We start from the raw sequence: 21,861 nt of genomic DNA, 5'->3' as shown, positions 1-21,861 counted from the left end.
CTTTATTTCCCCGTAATTGTAACAGCTTTTCCTAGATAATGGTCTTTATCTAGTTGGTCGAGCAGGAAAGCTGCGACGTCAGCGCGACTGATTTTGGGTACAGAAAATAGTGGAAATGGTAAATGCTCTCCTAGTTGATAGTGCCCTGTAGCTGGCCCGTTTGTAAGTCTTGTCGGGCGTGCAATTACCCAGTCTAGATTACTCTGACGAACAGTCTTCTCCTGCTTTTCTTTTTCGGCAATAACTCCGCTTAAGAATGTTTTGATAAACAATTTACTGGGAAGTGATGCCTCTTCATAACTCGTTCCTACTCCTAGAGACGATACAATCAGTAGCCTTCGAACGCCCACCTGCCGCATGGCTGTGATCAGATTTCTCGTACCGTCAGCTACAGCCTCATCGTGCTGACCAGGCCGACTGCCAAGCGCACAAAACACGGCATCTTGTCGCCGGACGGCGTGGAGAAGTGTGTTCGGTTTGAGTACGTCGCCAGTTTGCACTGTTAAATTCGTGTGCTTAATAGGCAATTTAGTAGGGTCGCGCACAAAAGCTGTAACAAAATAACCACGCTGAAGTGCTTGTTCAACAGCCTGTCGACCTGTGCCTCCAGTGGCTCCCACAACTAATAGCTGCATAAAAAATGACTGATGTTGAGCTTTTATAACCCAAAATCAGCCATTCGGTTTATCAGATCCTTTTTATCTTTACTCTTCCAGCAAATCAGGTCGTCGGGTTCGGGTGCGTTCCAACGCCTGTTCATGCCGCCATTCGTCAATCTTAGCTTCGTGGCCCGACAGCAGAATGTCTGGGATACGATGGCCTTCAAATTCCGCTGGGCGGGTATAAACAGGTGGCGCTAACAAATTATCCTGAAACGAATCGGTCAGGGCCGATGTCTCATCATTCAAGACACCTGGCAATAAACGAATGATGGCATCCGATAGCACACAGGCAGCTAGTTCACCACCCGAAAGCACGTAATCGCCAATACTGATTTCTTTGGTGATGAACAATTCCCGAACTCGCTCATCGACACCTTTATAATGTCCGCATAGGATAATCAGGTTTTCCCGCAACGACAACGTGTTCGTCGTTTTCTGGTTTAGCCGTTCCCCATCGGGAGTCATATAAATGATTTCGTCGTATGTACGATCGGCTTGTAGTGTCCGTATGCAGCGAGCAATTGGCTCGATCTGCATGACCATACCGGCTCCCCCACCAAACGCATAATCATCCACGCGACGATGCTTGTCGAGTGTGTAATCACGCAGGTCGTGAACAACAACTTCCACATACCCACCCTGCTGTGCTCGCTGCAGAATGGAATGGGCAAAAAAGCTATCTAAAAGCTTGGGCAGGCAGGTAATGATATCAATCCTCATCGGTATCGTCGTCGGCTTCGTCGCCGTTGATTTCAGACTTGTCGTCTTTGCTGGCGTCTTCCATATAAATAGCGAGAAGACCGTCTGGCAGGGCGACATTGAGTTTCTGATGAGCACGATCAACTGTCTTTACGATGTCGCTGTTGATTGGAATCAGGACTTCTTTACCTTCATAATCCATAGCGATCAAATCCTGCGCGTTCATAGCATACACGCCCCGAACAGTACCTAGCTCACCAGCTTCGGCATCAACAACCTGATAGCCAACAATTTCGTGGAAGTAAAAACGGGTTTCGTCTGTGATGGGCTCCAATTCATCTAGTGGCAGATAAGCTCCGCAGTTGATGAGACGCTCCGCCTGCTCAATGGTGTCGACATCCTCAAAAGCAATGATCGCCCGACTGCCTTTTACAATAGCAATTGATTCTATAAAGTATGGAATCAATTCGCCTTTCACTTCCAGCAACACGGACTCCAGGTCGGCATATTCGGCTGCGTTGTCAACGTCCAGAAAAAGCACTAGTTCACCACTAACGCCATGCGTTTTGGTGATATGACCTACTTGATAACAATCGTCTTTTGTCATAATATAACGCGGTTGGTAGCCGCATTTATAGCTGTATCCCGATAAGCTGGTCAGCCACGTTAGTTACAGAAAGAGCCTGTCCAGAAACGAACAGGCTCTTTCTTCACAAATTTACGGAAGCGCTGGTTACCAGAGCCGTCGAAAAATTATTCCGCAGCGGGAGTTTCTTCAGTAGAAGCGGCAGGTGTTTCAGCAGCAGCCTCTTCAGCTACTGGAGCTTCCACAACTGGCTCTTCAACTTTGTTTTTCTTGGCGATAGCTTCAGCACGAGCTTCGTTCACCTTTTTCTCCGCTTCCAGACGAGCAGCACGATCTTGCTCTTTGGTTTGCGATTTTGTGTCGGCAGCGCCGGCTTTACGGCTTTGCTTTCCTTCTTGCCAGGTCGTGTATTTTTCATCGGCCTGTTCTTGCGTTATAGCACCTTTGTTGACACCCACTTGTAGGTGTTTACGATACATGATGCCTTCATGCGACAATACCGAACGCGCGGTATCAGTCGGCTGAGCACCAACCATGAGCCAATAAACAGCCCGCTCCGACTTCAATACAACCGTCGAAGGGTCGGTGTTGGGATTGTACGAACCGATTTTTTCAATAAAACGGCCATCGCGAGGAGAGGTTGACTCTGCTATCACGATATCGTAAATCGCTCTTTTTTTGCGTCCACGACGCGCTAAACGAATTTTAACACTCATTTGTGCTTGCTTGGTTTTGATGGGAGACGCATCCCCCTTGTAAAACGTGGCCGCAAAGGTACGAAAAAAGTGGAGGCAATGTTAATTTGAGGCAGGAAATAGTTTAGAGTTTCTGAATGGGTAGTAATGAGTTCGGTCTACTAGTTTCCATGTCAAATTTGAATGACAATAAATTTTGCCTAAACTTTACTAATCAGGAAGCCTACTTTTCTATTAATCTACACTACTATGAAATCGTATTTAATTTTTGCGAGTCTGTTTGCCTTGATACTAAATTCAAGCGTAGCTCAAAGCAAAAAAGAGAAACTAGATGAACTAATGAAGGCCTATCATAACTATAACATGTTCGACGGAAGTGTTTTAGTTGCTGAGAATGGCAAAGTCATTTATAAAGCTGCTTTTGGATTGGCCAATAGAGAATGGGATATCCCTAATACTACTGATACTAAATTCATGATTGGTTCTGTTTCAAAGCCGTTTACGGCTGTACTAATGCTTATTCAGGTTCAGAAAGGATTAATAAATCTTGATAAAACAATTTCAGATTATCTTCCTGAATTTTCTAATAAACCCGCAGCGAAAGTCACCATCAGGCAATTATTAAGCCATACATCAGGAATTCCGAATTATGACATAATAAAAGATTTTTTCCCGAGGATTAGTCGTCAGAATTTTGCAAGAGAAGACTATGTAAATATATATATAGATTCTTCTCTGGTTTTTGAACCGGGCACAAAATACGCGTATAGTAGTTGGGGATATTTTACGCTTGGTTATATTATGGAAAGAGTTACCGGCAAATCATATTCACACTTAATGAAAGAAGATATTTTTGATAAAATTGGCATGAACAGTTCAGGTTCTTATTTTCATACTCAGATAATAAATAAACGAGCTACAGGATATGATTATAGTTTTGGAGGATATACCAGTTTAGATTTTCGTGATCAATCAAATACGATGGGAACAGGAGATTTATATTCTACCGTTGACGATATTTTCAAGTTTCATACAGCACTTAGCACTAACACATTGCTCAACAAACAGCTCACTGCAGAGATGTTTACACCAGGCATTAGGCCCGCTCAATACGGCTATGGCTGGTTCAACAAACAGTTTAAATACACGCCTACAGATAGTGTAACTTCGAATTTTCACTTAGGAATGACTGAAGGTTTTATATCATTTGTCGTTCGTATTCCTTCCACAAACGGTTTAATAGTCATTCTTTGCAATAGTTCTCCTACTGATTTTTTTGGAATCACAGGTAATTTGGCAAAAGTGTTATACAATAAGCCAATCCATCTGAAACAACCCGTTCATAAAGTTATTGAGAAGTTAATAGCTGAGCAAGGAGCGCTAAAAGCAATTGAAAAGTATAAGCACATGAAAACGGATTCTGCTCATTATTATACTGATTGGATCTCGATGAATTTCCTGGCTGAACAATTACAAACATTGAAACGGCATGAAGATGCAAGAATCATTGCTGAAAATAATGCAGCAGAATTTCCTAATCGAGATTTAGTAATGGTAACAATGGGTAATATTTATTCGGCATTGAACCGAAAAGCCGATGCCATAATCTTTTATAAAAAAGCGCTTGCTATTTATCCAGGTTATGAAGAAGCAAAAAATAAATTAAAAGAACTCGAAGGAAATAAATAAAAAGAAAAAAATTATCGCCAACAACGTACTGTCCCAATGCAGGCGAATAGTACCAGGATGCTTCATCGAATCTAAAAAACCCTCTCAATACGAGTCTATAAGCCGGGTTCTGTCCTCCCACAAAAATGGAATGGCTTATCATTTATCTGGGATGGCCGTCACCGACCACCTCGTTCGACCTACCCGCGTTGGCATCTGGATTTCTCCAGAACGGGAACGAGCCGCCCCACATCCAACGCTTATTTGGTCTTTCAGCCCCTAAGGTTTATCCTGCCCCTCCGGTCACCCGTTGGGCGGTAGGCTCTTACCCTACCTTTTCACCCTTACCAAGACTTAATGAGTGAACGAATGACCGGGCCGCCGAAGCGGTGTATAGGAGAATAATAGCATACGCCAGCTATTCACACATTCGCTCATTCATTCGCCATTAAAAATTGGCGGTATATTTTCTGTGACACTGGCTGTCGAATGGTCGTTCCCAACCATCCTCCTTCCCGTTAGGAAGTAGGGTGCCCTATGCTGCCCGGACTTTCCTCGCCTAATTGCTCAGACGCGATAAGCCAACTCGTATTGATCAGGGACCACAAAGGTACAGAATTTGTCAGGAATTGTCGTCGGCCCTTTATTATCCTTGACCGTACCTGGCAATCCCTGACAATAGTTATTGTAATCCTTCTACTTTCACATTAATCCGCCCATGAGCGTTCACAACGGCCAGCAAAGCAGTGGGGGTCAGATAAACCTGATCTGGCTTAATTTCGTCAATCTGGCCATTGATAACGACGCCTTTGGCCAGCTGATTATTTTTGAGTTGCTGCTGCAATCGTTTCTGCATATCGGCAATCTGTGAGCCAACCGGAATGGTAAGTTGCTTTTCGAGCGTTCGGGCGAACGTACCTTTCAACAACCAGCTCGCCGATCGTGCCAATACATTTTTGGTATCTAAATCGAACTGAAGATCTTTCAGTGAAATGGTCTGATCGTGAGCGTCGTAATAGGGTCGTCCACGCAGATAAACATCGCCATTGATCGTTCCTTTAATGCCGGCTTTGATAATCAGGTTATCATTTTGGCCGTATAAATCCATACTGGTAATGGTAACGGTATAACGGTTATCGCTAAATGAAAACGACTTCCCAACGAACTCTTCGGCAGCAATTTTAGCCACTTCCGGATAGCTCGCTTCACTCAGCAAACCAATCTGAAAATCATCCTTCACCTGAGAAACAACTGTCAGATCAGGCAGCGAAACCGCCGGATGAACATCAGGCTTGGTGCCGGTCGTAGTAAGTGTGTAGCCTTCTATGCCTATGGTAGCTCGAATGACTCGTCCCTCAAAGCGCAATGGCGTAATGAGCACTCGTTTAGGAACAACCTGTAGATAAGTCCGGTATTTTTCAGATAGCAGATAGGGTTCGCGAAGAGTATTCCAGGCTTTTAGAACCGGGGTTCGAAGGTCTACATTCCGGCGCACCTGCTGATCAATCGTTTTGGTAATATCACCCAGGTTTTTGTCAATCATCCGCCCCACAAAGTTCGTAATGGGAATATTAACCCCCACAACACTTATAGTTGGCCGACGCACCCAGCCGTACCCATCCGCCTGCGTTTGCGTATGAACAGACCAATCCCGATCAAGATCAAATTTGGTTTTGAAGCGAAGATCGATTTCAAATTCGGTTTCTTTATACTGCGTAAAGCCCAGCACCGACATTCCTGCTTTCACCCAGATGCGCAACGGAACCGTGAAATGAAATAGACTGTCCTGTGCCGTAACGAGAATGGTGCCTCGTTTCCAGACCTTCGTCATGAATTGGTCGCGGTTATTGTCTTCCAGGCTGTTATCCTCGTAAATCAGGCCATTGACCTGGGCGTTAATCTGCCGCTCAACATCACCTAGCGCAATGGATACGGGAACGTGGACGGTCGACAAAAAGCGTTCATTACGGACTTCCATTTCGGTGGTGTTGTAGGCTTCTTTGGGCGCTTTAGGGTTCAGGCGATTGCCGGATGGCTGACAAGATAAAACAAAAAAACTAAGCCACAGAGATGCACCAAGCCGCACAGAGATCCACAGAGAAATTCTGATATATCTCTGTGGCAAAAGACCCTCACTTAATCGTAACTTTCGTGGCACCATAGCCGAATTTCTGTTTCTGAGCGTCTTCAAAGAATTTAACATTGGGGTGTTTCCCCAATCGCTTGTGTAGTTCTGTTCGTAAGGCACCGCTGCCAACCCCGTGAATGAATGTAATATCGCTCATGCCGCTAGCAATCGCGTTTTCAAGGGCTTTCTCGAACGTATCAAGCTGAAGTTTTAACAGATCGGCAGGCGAGCGATTCGAAGATGATCCGGCATTTCGGCCTTTGGGTAACAGTTCCTCAATATGCAAGTCTACAACTGCTGTTGGCCGTTCAACTGAAACACCGCTCTGTTCTGATTTGGACTTAAGCATTTCAGCTTTTAACTCCTCAGGTCGAATGACTATTGGCTTCGGTTGGCTACTCGTCGGTGTTTGCGATTGTTCGGTCGTTTCTGCATCCAACTGGGTCAGAAAACCGGGCTGATTCAGGACTGGCACTGTTGTTTTGCTCTTGAAAAGGGTAGTTGCCCGTGCTTTAAATCGTTTCATCAACGGTTGCCGTAATGACGACTTACCGGCTCTAAACCACAGTCCCTGTACCACAAACGTTGGCCATTCTTCGAATTTGGCGTGGGCATAGAGGTCATTCATTTTCTGTTGCGACTTGGGCTTAAGCAATCCACTATGTAGGCCTCTAAATTGAACTCCTCCTCCAACACCAGTTGATTCTTCGCCCAACGCATACGGAAACTCCCAGTCTGTGTTGTTAATAAGATGAAGCGTGTATTCACGGTCATTGACTGGCACAAATGCCAGATAAATACCTTGATTCGATAGAATAGCTGGCGCTGCCGGCGTTACCGTTTTTTGTGGTTCGTAGATACTCGGCTTAAGTAATCGCTCGGCTTCCATTGGTGAAACCAGCACCAATTCGGAGCGCATAACCGGAATGCGAAACCCATCCTCAATTTCTATTTCAATCATATTGCCGGGCAAAAACCGCGACACAACACCTTGTTCTTTTGCCCGGAGTAGCCGGACTTTATCACCAATATTCATACTAGTAGTCAGTCAAGAGTCGATAATTGTCAGTTTCTGAATCCGTTTACTATCGACTAATAATTATTGCACGCCAAAAGTATAACGCAGATAGTCAAAAATCCCTTCCATCAATTTTTAAATCATCTAGACAGAGATCATCCTTCGTAACCTACGGCGAATTAACTCACTCTAGAAGTCCGTTGTTATCTTTCAATGTCACGCCCGTTATCTGCAAACGGAAAGCCGAATTGATCAGATACATGAGCTTATCTACAGCAAGTATTGGTGGCAAACCCTGCTCGCGGATATTGGATATACAATTCCGGCGCTCATCTGTCAGGCCGGGCTGGGGTGCATAGGTGATGTATGCACCCATACTATCGAACGCGCTCAATCCTGGGCGTTCACCAATCAAAATAATAGCAAGTTGAGGACGAAGTATTCCGCCAATAGAATCGGTAATAGCGACTCGCCCCTGTTCAACCAATAACAGTGGCGCCAGCGAATAACCAGTTTGTCGGACTTTGTCCACCAATCTAGTGACAAAAGGCCCGGCATAGGTGTTGATCGCTGTTGCCGATAAGCCATCCGCAATAATAATACTGATATCGGCTGGCGAACTATCAAGTTGTCGAAGTTTCGCTACCGAATCAGGCGCTAACAAGCGCCCCAGATCAGGACGTTGTAAATAGATATCTCGGCTCTCGGCTTGACTGTGAATCTGATGAATGGGTAGACTGGTGCCTGCCAGATCGGCCTGCAAACTAGCTATAGCTAACTGAGAGTAAACGGCGTCTTTAGCATGGGCATGCGCCATTTTGAATTGAAGCGACTCTTTTAGCGGAATGGAAATGCCGGTTTTGCCAAGTGCAATCCGAGCATTTGTATACGCTTTCAGCGGCTCCCATTCGTCAGGTTCTACACTCGTTTTTTTTACCTCATTCATGCTGAAATGCAGGGGGCTTAAGCGCTGGATTCTCCCCTGCTCCGGGCACCTTGCTCCACGCTCCTAGCCCACTAAAGTCGTATAAAGCTGTTTTTGTAATCCTGTAGACAGGCGATTTCCCAGCGCGTCCATGATGCCTTGTTGCAACAGCCATTCTTCAAATTCAGGTGCTGGCCGCAAACCAAGTACCCGACGAAGATACAAGGCATCGTGGAATGATGTTGACTGGTAGTTCAACATAATATCGTCGGCGCCGGGAATTCCCATAATGAAATTAATACCCGCTACGCCTAAGAGCGTCAGCAACGTATCCATATCGTCCTGATCGGCCTGTGCGTGGTTGGTATAGCAAATATCCATGCCCATCGGTAAACCCATCAGCTTCCCACAAAAATGGTCTTCAAGTCCGGCCCGGATAATCTGCTTTCCATCGAACAGATATTCTGGACCAATGAAACCAACAACCGAATTGACTAAAAACGGTTTATACTGACGAGCAACGGCATACGCTCGCACTTCGCAGGTTTGCTGGTCGACGTTATGATGAGCTCCGGACGATAAGGCGCTCCCCTGTCCGGTTTCAAAATACATGATGTTGGTTCCAACCGTACCTCGTTTCAATGATAAGCCCGCTTCGTAGGCTTCCTGTAAAAGTGATTGACTTATCCCAAAACTGGCATTTGCCTTTTCGGTTCCGGCAATCGACTGAAAAACCAGATCTACGGGTACTTTCTGTTCAATTAATTCCAGCGTTGTGGTAATATGACTCAGTACACAACTCTGAGTGGGTATGGCAAATCGTTCGCGGACCCCATCGATCATGTGTAACAAACGAGATGTTGCGGCCGGGCTGTCTGTTGCCGGATTGATACCAATTGTGGCATCTCCGCTTCCATAGAGCAATCCATCAATAATACTGGCTGCCACCCCTTTGGCGTCGTCGGTTGGATGATTGGGTTGAAGGCGCACGGATAGATGCCCACGTAAACCAATCGTATTTCTAAACCGGGTTACGACTTCGCATTTTTTAGCCACTAGAATCAAATCCTGATTCCGCATCAATTTCGATACGGCGGCCACCATTTCCGGGGTTAGTCCACGAGCAATTTGTTGAAGTGTGCTTGTATCGGCTTCGTCGCTTAATAGCCAGTCACGCAAGTCACCTATAGTAAAATGGCTGATCCGCGAAAAAGCAGCTTTATCATGTGTATCGATAATTAAGCGCGTAACATCATCGATTTCGTATGGAATAACAACCTCGCTCAGAAACGTAACCAGTGGCACATCGGCCAACGCCATTTGTGCCGCCACACGCTCTTCGTAGCTCTCAGCCGTCAATCCAGCCAACACATCACCCGACCGCAACGGACTTGCTTTAGCAAGCAGTTCTTTCAGATCGTTGAACCGATACGTGAAATTGCCGACGGTGCAGTGATAAGCCATGTTCGATGTTACTATTGATTTACCTCACCCCAACCCCTCTCCTGTTTTCAGGAGAGGGGCTAAATCGGTCGAAAAGCCAAGCGAGAACGGCATTCTCGGGAAAGGCTTCCCCCCTCTCCTGTTTTCAGGGGAGGGGGTGGGGTAAATCCCACTCTTGTTTTATTTTCTGATACCGACCCGATACGTAGAATAAACCCATAATGATCACCAAGCCTCCGAAAAACAATAAGCTTAACCAGCTATAAAAATAGATCATAGCGCCTAATGCCACGAGTGCCAGCAGGAGCGCAATAGCTGGAACGATTGGGTAAAACGGCGCTTTAAACGGTCGTGGCATCATTGGCTGGCTTTGTCGTAGTTTGAATAACGACAGCATACTGATGATATAAACGACCACAGCACCGATTGTTGACAGAACGACCAATTTACTCGTATCCAGTGCAATAAGCGCGACAATACCGAAGATAGCCCCTACGAGGAGTGCCCAATAAGGTACCTGTCTCGTCTTGCTTACTCCAGAAAGCGCATGAGGCAAGTAGCCACTACGTGCTAGCGCGAAAATCTGCCGGGAATAACTGATAATGATGCCATGAAACGACGCAATAAGCCCAAACAGCCCAACACTGGCAAAGAATTTAGTGAGTGGATTCTGCCGCCCGAGTACAATGGCAATCGCTTCGGGCATCGGATAATCGAGGTGATCCAGTTTTTTCCACTCCGTAATGCCGCCCACACTAATCATGACGGTCAAGGCCAGAAAGGCCAGCGTTAATACAGCCGAAATATATCCCTTAGCAATGGCATTGCTCCCCTCTTTCACCTCTTCGGCAACCATGGCAATGCCTTCCAGACAGACGAAAAGCCAAATGGCAAAAGGCAAAGCGGCAAACACACCCGGCCAGCCAAACGGCATAGGATTGTGCATGAACGTGTCTAAGCTGGTGTGCGGGTATACGATGCCGATGAAAAGCAGTAGTTCGCCAATGGCGATGAGGGTCATAATCAGCGAAAACCAGGCTGCTTCTTTTATACCCAATAAGTTGATTATCGTGAAAACTATAAACGAAGCAACTGAGCACCAAACCACCGGCACGGCAGGATACAGAAAGTGGACATAACTGCCCAAAGCCAGCCCAATAGCGGGTGTGGCGAACAGAAACTCAATCAAAGTTGCGTAACCTGCTACCAAAGCGCCTAAGGGTCCAAACGCCTGCAAGGCATAGGCAAATGGACCGCCCGCATTCGGAATAGCCGTAGTAAGTTCAGTAAAGCTGAAAATGAATGTAAAATAGAGTACCGTAATAATGAGCGTCGCAATCAACAGACCAACCGTTCCGGCTACACCCCAGCCATAATTCCAGCCAAAATATTCACCGGATATAACCAGCCCTACCCCTATGGCCCACAGGTGAATGGGTTTCAATGCCTTTTTTAATGCTGGAGGATTTTCTGTCATCTGTTAAACTTAAAGAGCGAGAGAGCGAGAGAGCGAAAGAGCAAAAGAGTGATTGGCATTGGCGCTCTTTCACTCATTCACACTTTCACTCTTTAATCAAACAATCGTCTGGCCCATTAGCGGGTCGCTATAGCCAATTTTACCTGTTTCTACACGTCCAGCGTATCGCTGCTCGAAGGTATCAACTCCGGCAATCTTCACACTGAAGTCATACCAGTTATGGCTATTTTTCAGGTTCATAGCGATGACCTGTTGGGCACCTTTTGTTCCCGATTTGTCCAGTGTTTTCTGCTCCCCTTTTGTATGATAAGCGTTGTCGGTAAGCTGAACAGAATAGGAACGCTGTTGGTCCATGTTTTTGAGCTTCACCAGCACATTGCCCGTGAACTGCTTTTTTGCATCCCGTTCGTACTCGCAGGAAATCTCAATGGCTGGATTAGCTGTCCCTCCTTTGAATTCGCGCAGGAACCCATTAGGACCATAAGCGCGCAAATGATAGGGGGCATTCAATGACCAGGAGTCGCTAAGCTGATCGCCAGCTACAACCGTGTAGGAGCGAATTTTTAAGTCAGTCGGTAAAATCTCATAAACCTGAAAGGGTGCTCCCAGCGCCCGTTTGCCAAAGACTTCGTTTTTAGCCGCTAACGTCAGCATAAATTGCTTACCGTCGGTACGACCGTCGACATACAGCTCGTACGGAAGCGCGTTGGCCAAACGCACACCTTTTTCCTGCGTAGGTATATGATCGGATGCAACCGGGTCCTGGTTGATTTCCCGAATTTCGTCGGCATTGAACGCTTTGTATCCGCTGGGAACCGGCTTGAACTGCGCCTTGTGAATGCTCTCGATAAACGCTTCTTTCGCGACAAACTCGGGTAGTTTTATTTTCTCACCCTGATAGGGTCGGAAAGCTGACGACAGGTCGCCACAAACGGTTCGACGCCAGGCACTAATATTAGGTTCTTCTACTTTCTTCCCCTTTTTATGGCTCAGGAAATTTTCCAGAAACTGAAGCGTAGAAGTATGATCAAACACTTCCGAGCAAACAAAACCTCCCCGGCTCCAGGGCGACGCAATCACCAACGGAACCCGAAAACCCAGCCCAATTGGACCATTTCGTCCTTTGTTGGGGCGTTTATCCTCTTGCTCCTGCGTGACAAATTCCAGGCGAGTATCAATGCTTTTACTAGTTAATCCTGTTGCGGGTTGATCAGGATGGGCTGGTGCAAATGGCGGAACATGGTCGAAGTAGCCATCATTTTCATCGTAAGCCAGAATAAAGATCGTCTTTTTCCAGATATCTGGATTCTGGGTCAGAATATCCATCACCTCCGAAATATACCAGGCTCCGTACCAGGGTGCACCGGGGTGATCAGAGAAATTTTCGGGGGCTACCAACCAGGAAACGGTAGGCAGCTTCTTGTTTTTTACATCCTCGCGGAACTGATGCAAGACATCGCCTTTGGGCACTTCCACCTTGCGTTCGGTGCCGCTATCCTGATACGTTTTTGTGGTCAGTGTGCGGTAATCAGCATCATTGACGTTGGTTGTGAATGCGTTCCTGTGCAAATTCTTTTCTCGCTGCGACAGTTTCTTGTAAGCTTCGGGGGTATAGTTCACCAGATCTGCCTTAATAATTTTCAGCCATTCCTGCTGATTGGCTAAGTCCCGTTTCGTATGTGCGTAATCTTTATCCGTTTCGGGGAGGGCTTTCAGTTTGGCTTCTAGTGCCTGAATGCGCTCGGGAAGAACCTTTTCCTCTTTCTGAATAAAGGGATAATAAGCGGGATGAAACCGAACCTTATACTGCGAAAACCATTCAATAGGGTTATCAGTAAAGTTACTCAGCCATTCATCCTGCTTTCCCTGAAGCCCACTCGGCAGACTGATTTCGTTCTGATAAATCCGCCAGGAAATACCCAGATCCTCTAACCGTTCCGGGAAGGTTGTCCAGCTCACTTCCGAATCATAATCCACATTTTCGTTACGCACGTTAGCCATCGCCTTCGGGTCGCGCGGATCGCGAATCGTACCCGTCCAGAAGTACAATCGGTTGGGCGTAGTACCCGTTAACGATGAACAGAAGTTCTGATCGCAGACAGTGAACGCATCCGCCAACGCATAATAAAACGGTAGATCTTCGCGGTTGTAATAACCCAGCGTTAAGGGCATTTTAGCGTATTCCTTATTTCCTGACTTCTTAGCCTCCAGCCATTTATCTAACTTCCCCCCATTGCGGGCATCGACTTGATTTTCCCAGGAATGCGGCAACGAACTCATCCAGGTAGCTTTCGTGTCTTTCAGGTTCAGTCGAAACGGAGCATACGTTTCATTTGCCTCGTTGGTTTGTAGCCAGACTTTGTTTTTGTTGGGCAAGTCAATAGCTCTGGGGTCGTTAAATCCCCGAACGCCCTGTAGCATTCCGTATGTATGATCGAAGGAGCGATTCTCCTGCATCAGAATCACCACGTGTTCGGCATCCAGATAGGTCGTACCCGGTTGTGGATCAATGGCAAATGCTTTCTGAATCGACTCGGGCAACATACCCGATAAGCCTGTTGAGAGTAAAGCTGCTTTTTTGAGAAAATCCCGTCTAGAATCCATACTAGTCAGTAACTGTTTATCAAGATACGGCTAAAGGTCCAAAAAGTACCCGTTTCCACGTATTCTTTATGTAGTTATTGATAATTTGTTAACAGCGAATTGGCCCTTTACTTGGTTACCGAAAGTACCCAATCCATTAACTCACTCCTTTTTTGTCAGATTATTAAATCATTTCCGCCTACTTGTTGCTTTATAGGCTATACATTATCGTCAACCGTATGTGGATTGTCTTTGCCTTATCAGCCGCTTTAGCAGCCGCTACTGTCGTTACGCTCTCAAAAGCAGGCGTCAAACACGTCGATTCCAGTCTGGCCTTTGCAATTCAGTCGGTACTGATTTTAGTGGTATCGTGGAGTGTTGTTATCACACAGGGGCATTTACCCGATGTAATGCGGATTGAACGACGTGTCTGGATTTATCTGGTAGTTGCGGGGGTTCTTACGTGTTTGTCCTCGCTTCTTTCCTTCCGTGCACTGAAATTAGGCAATGCATCTCAAGTATCGCCATTAACCAATTTTTCACTCGTATTTTCGATTATTCTGGCTTCTGTTTTCCTGAAAGAGAAGCTCAGTTGGCAGGTTATTGCAGGGGCTGTTCTGATGGCTGTCGGAGCGGTAACAATTGCTATGGCGCGAGGGTAAGCAGCATGAGCCAGATGACGTCTGGGATACGAATTCGTCTATAAAACGAGTATCTTTGTTAATTATCTCCTGCGCGTTTTTATGCCCACTCCTGTAAACGAAAAACTTGCCCTTGCCCACAACTTTGTCCTGCACACCAACCAAAATATATTTCTGACGGGAAAAGCCGGAACAGGAAAAACAACTTTTCTTCAACAGATTAAACAACTCAGTGCCAAGCGGCTGGCGGTAGTAGCGCCAACGGGTGTAGCAGCCATCAATGCAGGTGGCGTTACAATTCACTCGCTATTTCAGCTTCCTTTTGGCCCATTAACACCGGGTACCACTCAACGCGAAGGCAAGAAATTCAATAAGGAAAAAATCAATTTACTACGTACGCTTGACCTGCTGGTTATCGACGAAATCAGTATGGTGCGGGCCGATGTATTGGATGGTATTGACGAAGTATTACGGCGGTATCGGTCGAATTCCGGGCCATTTGGTGGCGTTCAGTTATTGCTCATTGGCGATATGCAACAATTGCCACCCGTAATTAAAGACGACGAGTGGGAGTTGCTACAACCGTATTACGATACCGGCTATTTTTTCAGCAGTCGAGCCCTCCGCCAAACGCCCTACGTCTCAATTGAGCTAACTCACATTTATCGGCAATCCGACCAGCGGTTTATTAGCTTACTTAACAGTATACGCGAAAAAACGGTCACTCAGGCCCAGTTGGCAGATCTGAATCAACGCTACGTTCCCGATTTCAACCCCAATGATACGGAAGGCTACATTACCTTGTCGACCCATAACACAACGGCTCAACAAATCAATAGCACGAAATTACAGAGCCTAAAAAAGCCTCTTCGCACCTTTACCGCTACAGTCGAAGGTGATTTCCCAGCTCACGCTTACCCGACTGAAGTTAGCCTTGATCTGAAAGTGGGCGCCCAGGTGATGTTTGTCAAGAATGATATTGCCCGCGAAAAACTCTATTACAATGGTAAAATAGGGCAAATCACGGACATAGACGAGGATGTCATTTATGTGAAGAGTCAGCAGGATGGTGAAGTAATTACGGTGTATCCGGCAGACTGGACCAATATCAAATATACGCTTGACCCAGCGACTAAAGAAATCAAAGGTGAGCCGATCGGTACATTCAAACAGTTTCCGCTCAAACTGGCCTGGGCCATTACGATTCACAAAAGCCAGGGACTAACGTTCGAGAAGGCAATTATCGATGCCTCGGCTGCCTTTGCACACGGGCAGGTGTATGTTGCCCTTAGCCGATGCAAAACCCTTGATGGACTGGTACTTCGATCACCGATTCCGTCGCATAGCATTAAAACCGAGCTTAAACTGGAAGATTTCCATGAGCAGGTTCAACAACAAACCCCGAACGAGCAACATTTATATCAGGCAAAACGAACGAACCAGCAAAACCTGCTTCAGGAATTATTTTCGTTTGAACGAGCCAATTCGCTACTCTACCGATGCCGTCGAACGGTTAATGAACACGCCAGTAGCTTAGATCCAGAGTGCAATCCAGTTATCACTCAACTCACTGATTTACTACGCGATAAAGCCCGCGATGTAACGCAACGTTTTCTGCAACAGCTACCAAGCTATTTTGCCAGCGAGCAGTTGCCCGAGGCTAATCCACAATTGCAGGAACGCGTCCGAAAGGCAGGCACCTATTTCCAGTCACTGCTCAGTACCGAATTACTCCCAATTCTGCACCGCTTCCCCACCGACTGCGACAATAAGAAAGTGCGCGATCTGATGCTGGAATCACTGGACGAATTAGAGAAGGAGCTATTCACTAAGCTACGTAGTTTTGAAACGTGTCGGGAGGGCTTCAATGCCTTAGCCTACCTGCAAGCTCGCAACCACGCCGAGTTGGATTTTCAGCCTGAACGTAAAAAACACGAGCCTCAGGTTGCGGAAAAGGCGACTTCCGAAGGTTCCTCACGTGGTGGACTTTACGGTGCCTTGATGAAGTGGCGGAATGATATGGCGGGTGAACACAACACCTCTGGCTTTATGGTGTTACCCCAGAAAACGATCGTAGAGTTGGCTCGTGTCCGCCCAACTACTGAGGCTGAGCTGTTAGCTGTCAAGGGGTTTGGCAAAACGAAAGTAAGGCAAATTGGCGCGGAGATACTACGCATCGTTCAGGAAAATCCAGTCGGGCGAGCAGCCAGTTCGGCAACACCGAAAGTGAAAGCACCAAAAGAGCCAAAACAACCTAAGGAGCCGAAGGAGTTATCGCCTGCCATCACACTAGCCTTTTTCCAATCTGGCAAGACCATTAGCGAAATCGCTGCTGAGCGTAGCCTGGCCGTTTCAACCGTCGAAAGCCATCTGGTAAAATACGTTGGCTCGGGCGACTTAGCGGTCGATGCATTATTACCCGCTAAAAAAATCGCCAGCATCCGATCGTACCTTGAGAACTATCCTTCCGAAACCCTAAGTGAAGTCCGGCAAGGTTTAGGCAATGACGTTTCCTTTAGTGAAATTCGGTTTGTTCAATACGCCATGCGGGCGGAAGCTGAAGCAAGTGGAGAGTGATAGATTCTATTTCTCAGCCTCTGACAAATTTTTAAATAGCTCAACAAATTGGCTGAAGTGTGGGTGTCTTGTACTTAGAATACCAGAAAGAATGGTATCCCGATCTCCATCCGGGAGATCGGCATCCATCTTGAACAGATCGTCTGGTTTTAAATTTCTGTAATACCAGCTGGTAAATTTTCGAAATCGAGCTTTCTCACGCCCATCCGAACTATCGCAGATATAGACAATCACGTGCTCCAACGAACGGAAGAAATTGTAGAAAATAGCCTTGATTGTATGTTCAGTAAGCGGATCTGATGGGATGCGATCACCCGGTTTGTCCGCCACTGCAATTACCATTTCAAAGGCGTTGACGTGCCCTTCTACGTAATCTATAAACAAGTAAGCAGATGGTACGAACTTAATTTGATAGATAATCTCCTGTCTGGTAGTGAAGAAATACGAATTTTGTTCAGCACCAAAAAATCTAAACTCGTAACTATTTACGGGAAAATCGTCGGGCATTTTTCTTTTTCAGTTCTTCAACAGCGGCCTGAATATCAGGATTACTCCGATAATTTTCCCGTGCTTCCCGCTGTACCTGTTCTTTCACTTCCACAAGTTTGCGGATCTTTTCACGGGCGGTCATTGGTTTTGCTGGTGTTTCCATCGTAGTCATTGTTTATGAGACGAACAAAAGAAGATTAAGTCTCTGCCTTGTGAGCAGAAAACAACGATTTTACCTAAAATAGTTTAGCAACATTTAGCGCGTCAGATAGGCTTAATACCCGCCATAAAACTTCCGCAAGCCCCATTCAATGGCAGCCAGCGTCAGAACTACGAAGAATAACCAGCGCCAGTTGATGAGCTCGTTCATTTCTTCGGTGCTTGTTAGCCGGGCTGGATGCGTTTGGGTAGTTAGCTTCCGAACGAGTTCGTCGGTTTGGTTTGCAGTGAAAAATTGTCCACCAGTTTGCTGGGCTAGTTGCCGAAGCATGCCATGGTCGGCGGTGGTGTTGAGGGCTTCAAGTTGCAAATCGCGTACCACAAACTGCCCCGACGATTGTTCGGCCTTACCATTGACTGTTACGCTAGCTTTGAATCGGTATGCACCTTCGGGCAGACGGCTAATTTCAAACCGACTATTGGCTGCGGTTGGAGTGTAATTGAACGAGCGAGTTATGCCCTTTTCGTCGCTAATTTCGAGCCGAACTGGCTTGTCGTATAGTCGTTCGTAGATATCATTATAGAGCTCCGTCTCGAAAATTACCTTTTCACCCGCTACAAATTCATTACGAATGGGATACACGCGAAGCTTCCGACGATCTTCTTTCACTGAAATCAATTGAATAACCTTCTGAATCAGCTCATCAACCACCTCCTGCTTATCGGTTAGGGCGTATTCTTCGAGTCGCCAGGCCCATAATCCCTCACCGGCCAGAACGGCCGTTTTGCGCGGACTCGTTACGTTCAATGCCAGTAGCGGCTTGGCAGTACGAATACTACCTACCTGCTGCCAAAGCACTACTTCACTACCGGGCTGCAATCGATATTCACCATAAGGCGTCAACAGCGGAGGCAGCTTAGACAGGATGTCGAGTTTGGACGGATCGAAGTTCAATTGTTTAAATTCCTGATTAAAAACACCCGTTACTTTATCGCTCTGGTTGGGCTGGGCCGAAACCTGCATTACCGAGTTTGAGTTGTTAAACGGCCCGAGCGAAGACTGATTACCAAGAATAAACAGCACAGGCGTATTTTTCGACAGGTATTTTTGCGCTAACGCATTGCCGACTCCGCCGTTGTCAGGAATTTGGTGCAAGATAATTAGGTCATACGTCTTTTCCGCTGGTGGAGTTGCCTCGGCGGGTGTTCCGGTCAGGATACGAATATCGAGTTCGTAGTTCTGATTTCGTTCCAGAATATTGCGAATCGCTTTTATATCCGGATGGGGAGCCAATGCCAGCAGAAGTACTTTTTCTTTGCCATCAATGACATCTAAATAGACGTCCTGACGGTTATTGAGTGTACTAAATTCACCCGATTGCGGCAATACTTCTACTACAAAATGTTGAACACCTTTTTGTGTTGCTGTAGCCTGAAATGTCAGTTGGTTGAAGGTATCATTCTTGCCGAAATTGACCGACTGGCGCCCTAATTCTTTTCCATTCTGACGTAGTACAACCGTTGCACTTCGGCCTTGAAATCCGTTACTCACAATTTCAGCCTGTACTGGAAACTGATTACCTAAGTAGGCAATTCGGTTCGCAACAATGCCTTTAAGCTGAATATCTTTTTTCGGAATCGTATCCCCTAAGCCAACTGTTTGTACGGCAAATGGATACTGACCAAACGTAGGCGACATGCCTTGGTTAAAAATCCCATCCGATACTAAAACGACATCTGTCAGATTGCGTCCTTCGTAGTCAGAGCGAATACTCGACAATAAGCCCGACAAGTCCGTTGTGCGCTGGGTAAACGGAATTTGAGTGAGGTCTGCATCGGTAACGCTATCTCCAAACGTTCGTATTGCTACGTCTAATCCCTTGTCGGTCAACTGTTGTCGAAGCGTTTGCAATCCGGTTAACGCCTTGTTGAGTGCTGGCCGACCCGCAGCCGCTACGGATTCTGAATTGTCGACGGTCAGAACCACTTTGGGCTTCTCTGTGAGTGTTCTGAGACTCCGGATAAGGGGGTTCAGGAGCAAAAAGCAGAGGAAACTCACGACAACAAATCGCAACGCAGCCAGCCCATATGTTGTTCGTTTATCGAAACCGCCAACTGTTGCCCCACTCCCAACCAGTCGGGGAAGGGGTTGGTACATGGCAAACGCATATGCTGCTCCAACGAGCAGGCAAACCAAAATCCACCAGGGCGAGGATTGAAAAATAACGTCTGAGCGCATGAAAAAAGGTTGTAAGTCAATAAGCTGTAAGTCGTAAGTATATTGCGTGAGCCATGTACGACTTACGACTTACTAACTTACAACGGTTAAGTTAACATTCCGCCATCTACCTGCAATACCTGGCCGGTAATATAGCGGGAAAGGTCGGAAGCTAAGAAAACAGCGCAATCAGCTACTTCATCGGGTTGGCCTCCACGCTTCATAGGAATCTGCTGTTTCCATTCGTCAAGTGCCTTCTCATTGATTTCGCCTGTCATTTCGGTTTCGATAAAGCCTGGTGCAATAGCATTGGAGCGAATGTTCCGCGAGCCCAACTCTAGCGCAATCGACTTGGTAAACCCAATGATACCTGCCTTTGATGCGGCATAATTCGACTGCCCTGCATTACCCCGAATACCGACTACGGATGTCAGGTTAATGATCGATCCAGACTTTGCCTTCATCATAGGCTTAGTGACTGCTTTCGTCAGGTTAAATACCGACTTTAAATTAACGGTAATAACGGTATCCCATTGTTCTTCGGTCATGCGCATGAGCAATCCGTCCTTTGTGATTCCGGCATTGTTGATGAGCACATCCAGTTTGCCAAAGTCAGCGATTACCTGACTTACGAGCTCCTCGGCAGCCTGATAATTCGACGCATCTGAGCGATAGCCTTTCACCTGTCCGCCAAATACCCGTAGCTCTTCTTCTAATGCCTGTCCTTTTTCAACACTCGACAAATAGGTGAAGGCAACAGCAGCACCTTCCTGCGCAAATTTCTGGGCCATGGCCCGCCCAATTCCGCGCGAAGCTCCGGTAATGAGGGCAACTTTTCCTTTCAGTAAATCCATTTTTAATCACTAATAAGAAATGGATAGTATATAATGAATGAGTTAACTTTTAAGTATCCATTGTTCACTATACATTATCCAATAATGTTTTTGTCAAAATTAGCGGTTTGGTCCGAAACGGCAAGGTAGCTCCTGGTTTTGGTTTAGCGATTAAGCTGCGTTACTTTACCTCAAATTAAGCCATTCATTATGCGCTCCTACATCCTACTCACCTTACTCTGGTTGACGGCCACCGTAACCTTTGCCCAGAAAATTCACGCTCACAATGATTATGCCCAGCCCCGGCCTTTTGTGGATGCGTACGAAAAACGTGCCGACTTTATTGAAGCTGATGTCTGGCTTCTAAATGGCAAACTGGTCGTATCACACGAGAAACCAACCGCCAGTTCTCCAACACTCGATTCGCTCTACCTAAAACCTATTGCTCGGTTGTTTCTACAGAATAAGGAGAAACCAAGCCCCGATCGGGATTATACATTTAGCCTGGTGATCGATGTGAAAGAGAATTTTGCCGAGGTACTTCCCTTGCTGACGACAATGCTTCAGGAAAATCTACCTGTCTTTAACCGGGCGGCAAATGCAAAAGCTGTTCAAGTGATCATCAGCGGTGAGCGCCCCAGAATCCAGAACTATTTCGACTATCCACTACTCCAGTTTGATGGTCGTCCAAGCGAGGTTTACGATGAAGAAACTCTCGGAAGAGTGGCCCTTATCAGTGATAATTTCCGGTCTTACTCCCGCTGGGATGGCACCGGCGACATTCCAGACGCCGACCGTGACAAGCTTAAACGTGTGATTAAACGTGCCCATAGCGATAATAAACCTATCCGGTTTTGGGCTATTCCTGATACGCCCAACGGCTGGAAACAGCTTAAGAAATTAGGCGTCGATATTATCAATACCGATAAAGTCGCGGAGTGCGTTCAAGCCATGCGATGATCCAGGTTAAGAGTTTGTGCAAAGAACAGTTATTACAATAGCCTTTCAGATTGCAAAGCAGTAAACTCAATGGCTTCCTTACTTTAACCAGTATTTAATA

At 46.4% G+C, this 21,861-nt stretch carries 18 protein-coding genes and 1 other RNA gene; 4 read left to right on the top strand and 15 right to left on the bottom strand.

The genetic code is table 11. The features are described from left to right. Nucleotides 1-2: 2 nt before the first annotated feature. The 4 genes from GO755_RS22140 to GO755_RS22125 all read right to left on the bottom strand — a co-directional run bounded on the left by GO755_RS22140 (nt 3) and on the right by GO755_RS22125 (nt 2,663). Entirely contained in the window at nt 3-635 is a 633-nt protein-coding gene (locus GO755_RS22140) for an NAD(P)-dependent oxidoreductase (RefSeq protein ID WP_157587468.1), read from the bottom strand. 69 nt (nt 636-704) lie between these two features. Next, nucleotides 705-1,382, bottom strand: coding sequence for a tRNA (guanosine(37)-N1)-methyltransferase TrmD (gene trmD, locus GO755_RS22135; protein ID WP_157587467.1), 678 nt, complete (start codon nt 1,380-1,382; stop codon nt 705-707). Beyond that, nucleotides 1,372-1,968: a ribosome maturation factor RimM gene (gene rimM, locus GO755_RS22130; protein ID WP_157587466.1), complete on the bottom strand. Its 597-nt coding sequence runs from the start codon at nt 1,966-1,968 to the stop codon at nt 1,372-1,374. Before rimM ends, trmD begins: the two co-directional genes overlap by 11 nt. 146 nt (nt 1,969-2,114) lie before the next feature. Continuing rightward, entirely contained in the window at nt 2,115-2,663 is a 549-nt protein-coding gene (locus GO755_RS22125) for a 30S ribosomal protein S16 (RefSeq protein ID WP_157587465.1), read from the bottom strand. A gap of 228 nt (nt 2,664-2,891) precedes the next feature. Between GO755_RS22125 and GO755_RS22120 the strand changes: the two genes are divergently transcribed. Continuing rightward, nucleotides 2,892-4,331 (top strand): serine hydrolase, encoded by a 1,440-nt coding sequence (locus GO755_RS22120; RefSeq protein ID WP_157587464.1) that lies wholly within the window; start codon nt 2,892-2,894, stop codon nt 4,329-4,331. Nucleotides 4,332-4,413: 82 nt separating this feature from the next. Here GO755_RS22120 and rnpB read toward each other — a convergent pair. The 7 genes from rnpB to GO755_RS22085 all read right to left on the bottom strand — a co-directional run bounded on the left by rnpB (nt 4,414) and on the right by GO755_RS22085 (nt 13,905). After that, nucleotides 4,414-4,903: RNase P RNA component class A (rnpB, locus tag GO755_RS22115), an RNA gene on the bottom strand. Between the two features lie 89 nt (nt 4,904-4,992). Continuing rightward, nucleotides 4,993-6,288, bottom strand: coding sequence for a DUF4403 family protein (locus tag GO755_RS22110; protein ID WP_227687053.1), 1,296 nt, complete (start codon nt 6,286-6,288; stop codon nt 4,993-4,995). A gap of 154 nt (nt 6,289-6,442) precedes the next feature. Further along, nucleotides 6,443-7,474: a Smr/MutS family protein gene (locus GO755_RS22105; protein ID WP_157587462.1), complete on the bottom strand. Its 1,032-nt coding sequence runs from the start codon at nt 7,472-7,474 to the stop codon at nt 6,443-6,445. Nucleotides 7,475-7,640: 166 nt separating this feature from the next. Beyond that, entirely contained in the window at nt 7,641-8,402 is a 762-nt protein-coding gene (eutC, locus tag GO755_RS22100; RefSeq protein ID WP_157587461.1) for an ethanolamine ammonia-lyase subunit EutC, read from the bottom strand. Nucleotides 8,403-8,465: 63 nt separating this feature from the next. Further along, nucleotides 8,466-9,845 (bottom strand): ethanolamine ammonia-lyase subunit EutB, encoded by a 1,380-nt coding sequence (locus GO755_RS22095; protein WP_157587460.1) that lies wholly within the window; start codon nt 9,843-9,845, stop codon nt 8,466-8,468. Between the two features lie 124 nt (nt 9,846-9,969). Beyond that, nucleotides 9,970-11,301, bottom strand: coding sequence for an ethanolamine permease (eat, locus tag GO755_RS22090; RefSeq protein WP_157587459.1), 1,332 nt, complete (start codon nt 11,299-11,301; stop codon nt 9,970-9,972). A gap of 96 nt (nt 11,302-11,397) precedes the next feature. Continuing rightward, nucleotides 11,398-13,905, bottom strand: a complete 2,508-nt coding sequence (locus GO755_RS22085; RefSeq protein WP_157587458.1) for a phosphocholine-specific phospholipase C — start codon at nt 13,903-13,905, stop codon at nt 11,398-11,400. 218 nt (nt 13,906-14,123) lie between these two features. On the opposite strand from GO755_RS22085, the gene GO755_RS22080 reads away from it, so the two are divergent. Together GO755_RS22080 and GO755_RS22075 are read left to right on the top strand one after the other, a co-directional pair. Then, a complete protein-coding gene (locus GO755_RS22080; RefSeq protein ID WP_157587457.1) occupies nt 14,124-14,546 on the top strand; it encodes an EamA family transporter in 423 nt (140 codons plus the stop codon). Between the two features lie 81 nt (nt 14,547-14,627). Continuing rightward, a complete protein-coding gene (locus GO755_RS22075) occupies nt 14,628-17,102 on the top strand; it encodes a helix-turn-helix domain-containing protein (protein WP_157587456.1) in 2,475 nt (824 codons plus the stop codon). Nucleotides 17,103-17,108: 6 nt separating this feature from the next. On the opposite strand, the gene GO755_RS22070 is transcribed toward GO755_RS22075, so the two are convergent. The 4 genes from GO755_RS22070 to fabG all read right to left on the bottom strand — a co-directional run bounded on the left by GO755_RS22070 (nt 17,109) and on the right by fabG (nt 20,822). Beyond that, nucleotides 17,109-17,609, bottom strand: coding sequence for a DUF6169 family protein (locus tag GO755_RS22070; RefSeq protein ID WP_157587455.1), 501 nt, complete (start codon nt 17,607-17,609; stop codon nt 17,109-17,111). Beyond that, nucleotides 17,584-17,754, bottom strand: a complete 171-nt coding sequence (locus tag GO755_RS40975; protein WP_198174895.1) for a hypothetical protein — start codon at nt 17,752-17,754, stop codon at nt 17,584-17,586. The genes GO755_RS22070 and GO755_RS40975 overlap by 26 nt, the downstream gene beginning before the upstream one ends. Before the next feature lie 111 nt (nt 17,755-17,865). Then, nucleotides 17,866-19,989: a vWA domain-containing protein gene (locus GO755_RS22065; RefSeq protein ID WP_157587454.1), complete on the bottom strand. Its 2,124-nt coding sequence runs from the start codon at nt 19,987-19,989 to the stop codon at nt 17,866-17,868. 86 nt (nt 19,990-20,075) lie between these two features. Next, nucleotides 20,076-20,822: a 3-oxoacyl-[acyl-carrier-protein] reductase gene (gene fabG / locus GO755_RS22060; RefSeq protein WP_157587453.1), complete on the bottom strand. Its 747-nt coding sequence runs from the start codon at nt 20,820-20,822 to the stop codon at nt 20,076-20,078. A 189-nt stretch (nt 20,823-21,011) separates the two neighbouring features. On the opposite strand from fabG, the gene GO755_RS22055 reads away from it, so the two are divergent. Then, the gene (locus tag GO755_RS22055; protein ID WP_157587452.1) at nt 21,012-21,761 is read left to right on the top strand and encodes a phosphatidylinositol-specific phospholipase C/glycerophosphodiester phosphodiesterase family protein; all 750 of its coding nucleotides are present in this window, start codon (nt 21,012-21,014) and stop codon (nt 21,759-21,761) included. Nucleotides 21,762-21,861 lie beyond the last annotated feature (100 nt).

The sequence above is a fragment of the Spirosoma arboris genome, from assembly GCF_009754945.1.
Classification (GTDB): Bacteria; Bacteroidota; Bacteroidia; order Cytophagales; family Spirosomataceae; genus Spirosoma; species Spirosoma arboris.
This window is presented reverse-complemented; position numbering and strand designations above follow the sequence as displayed.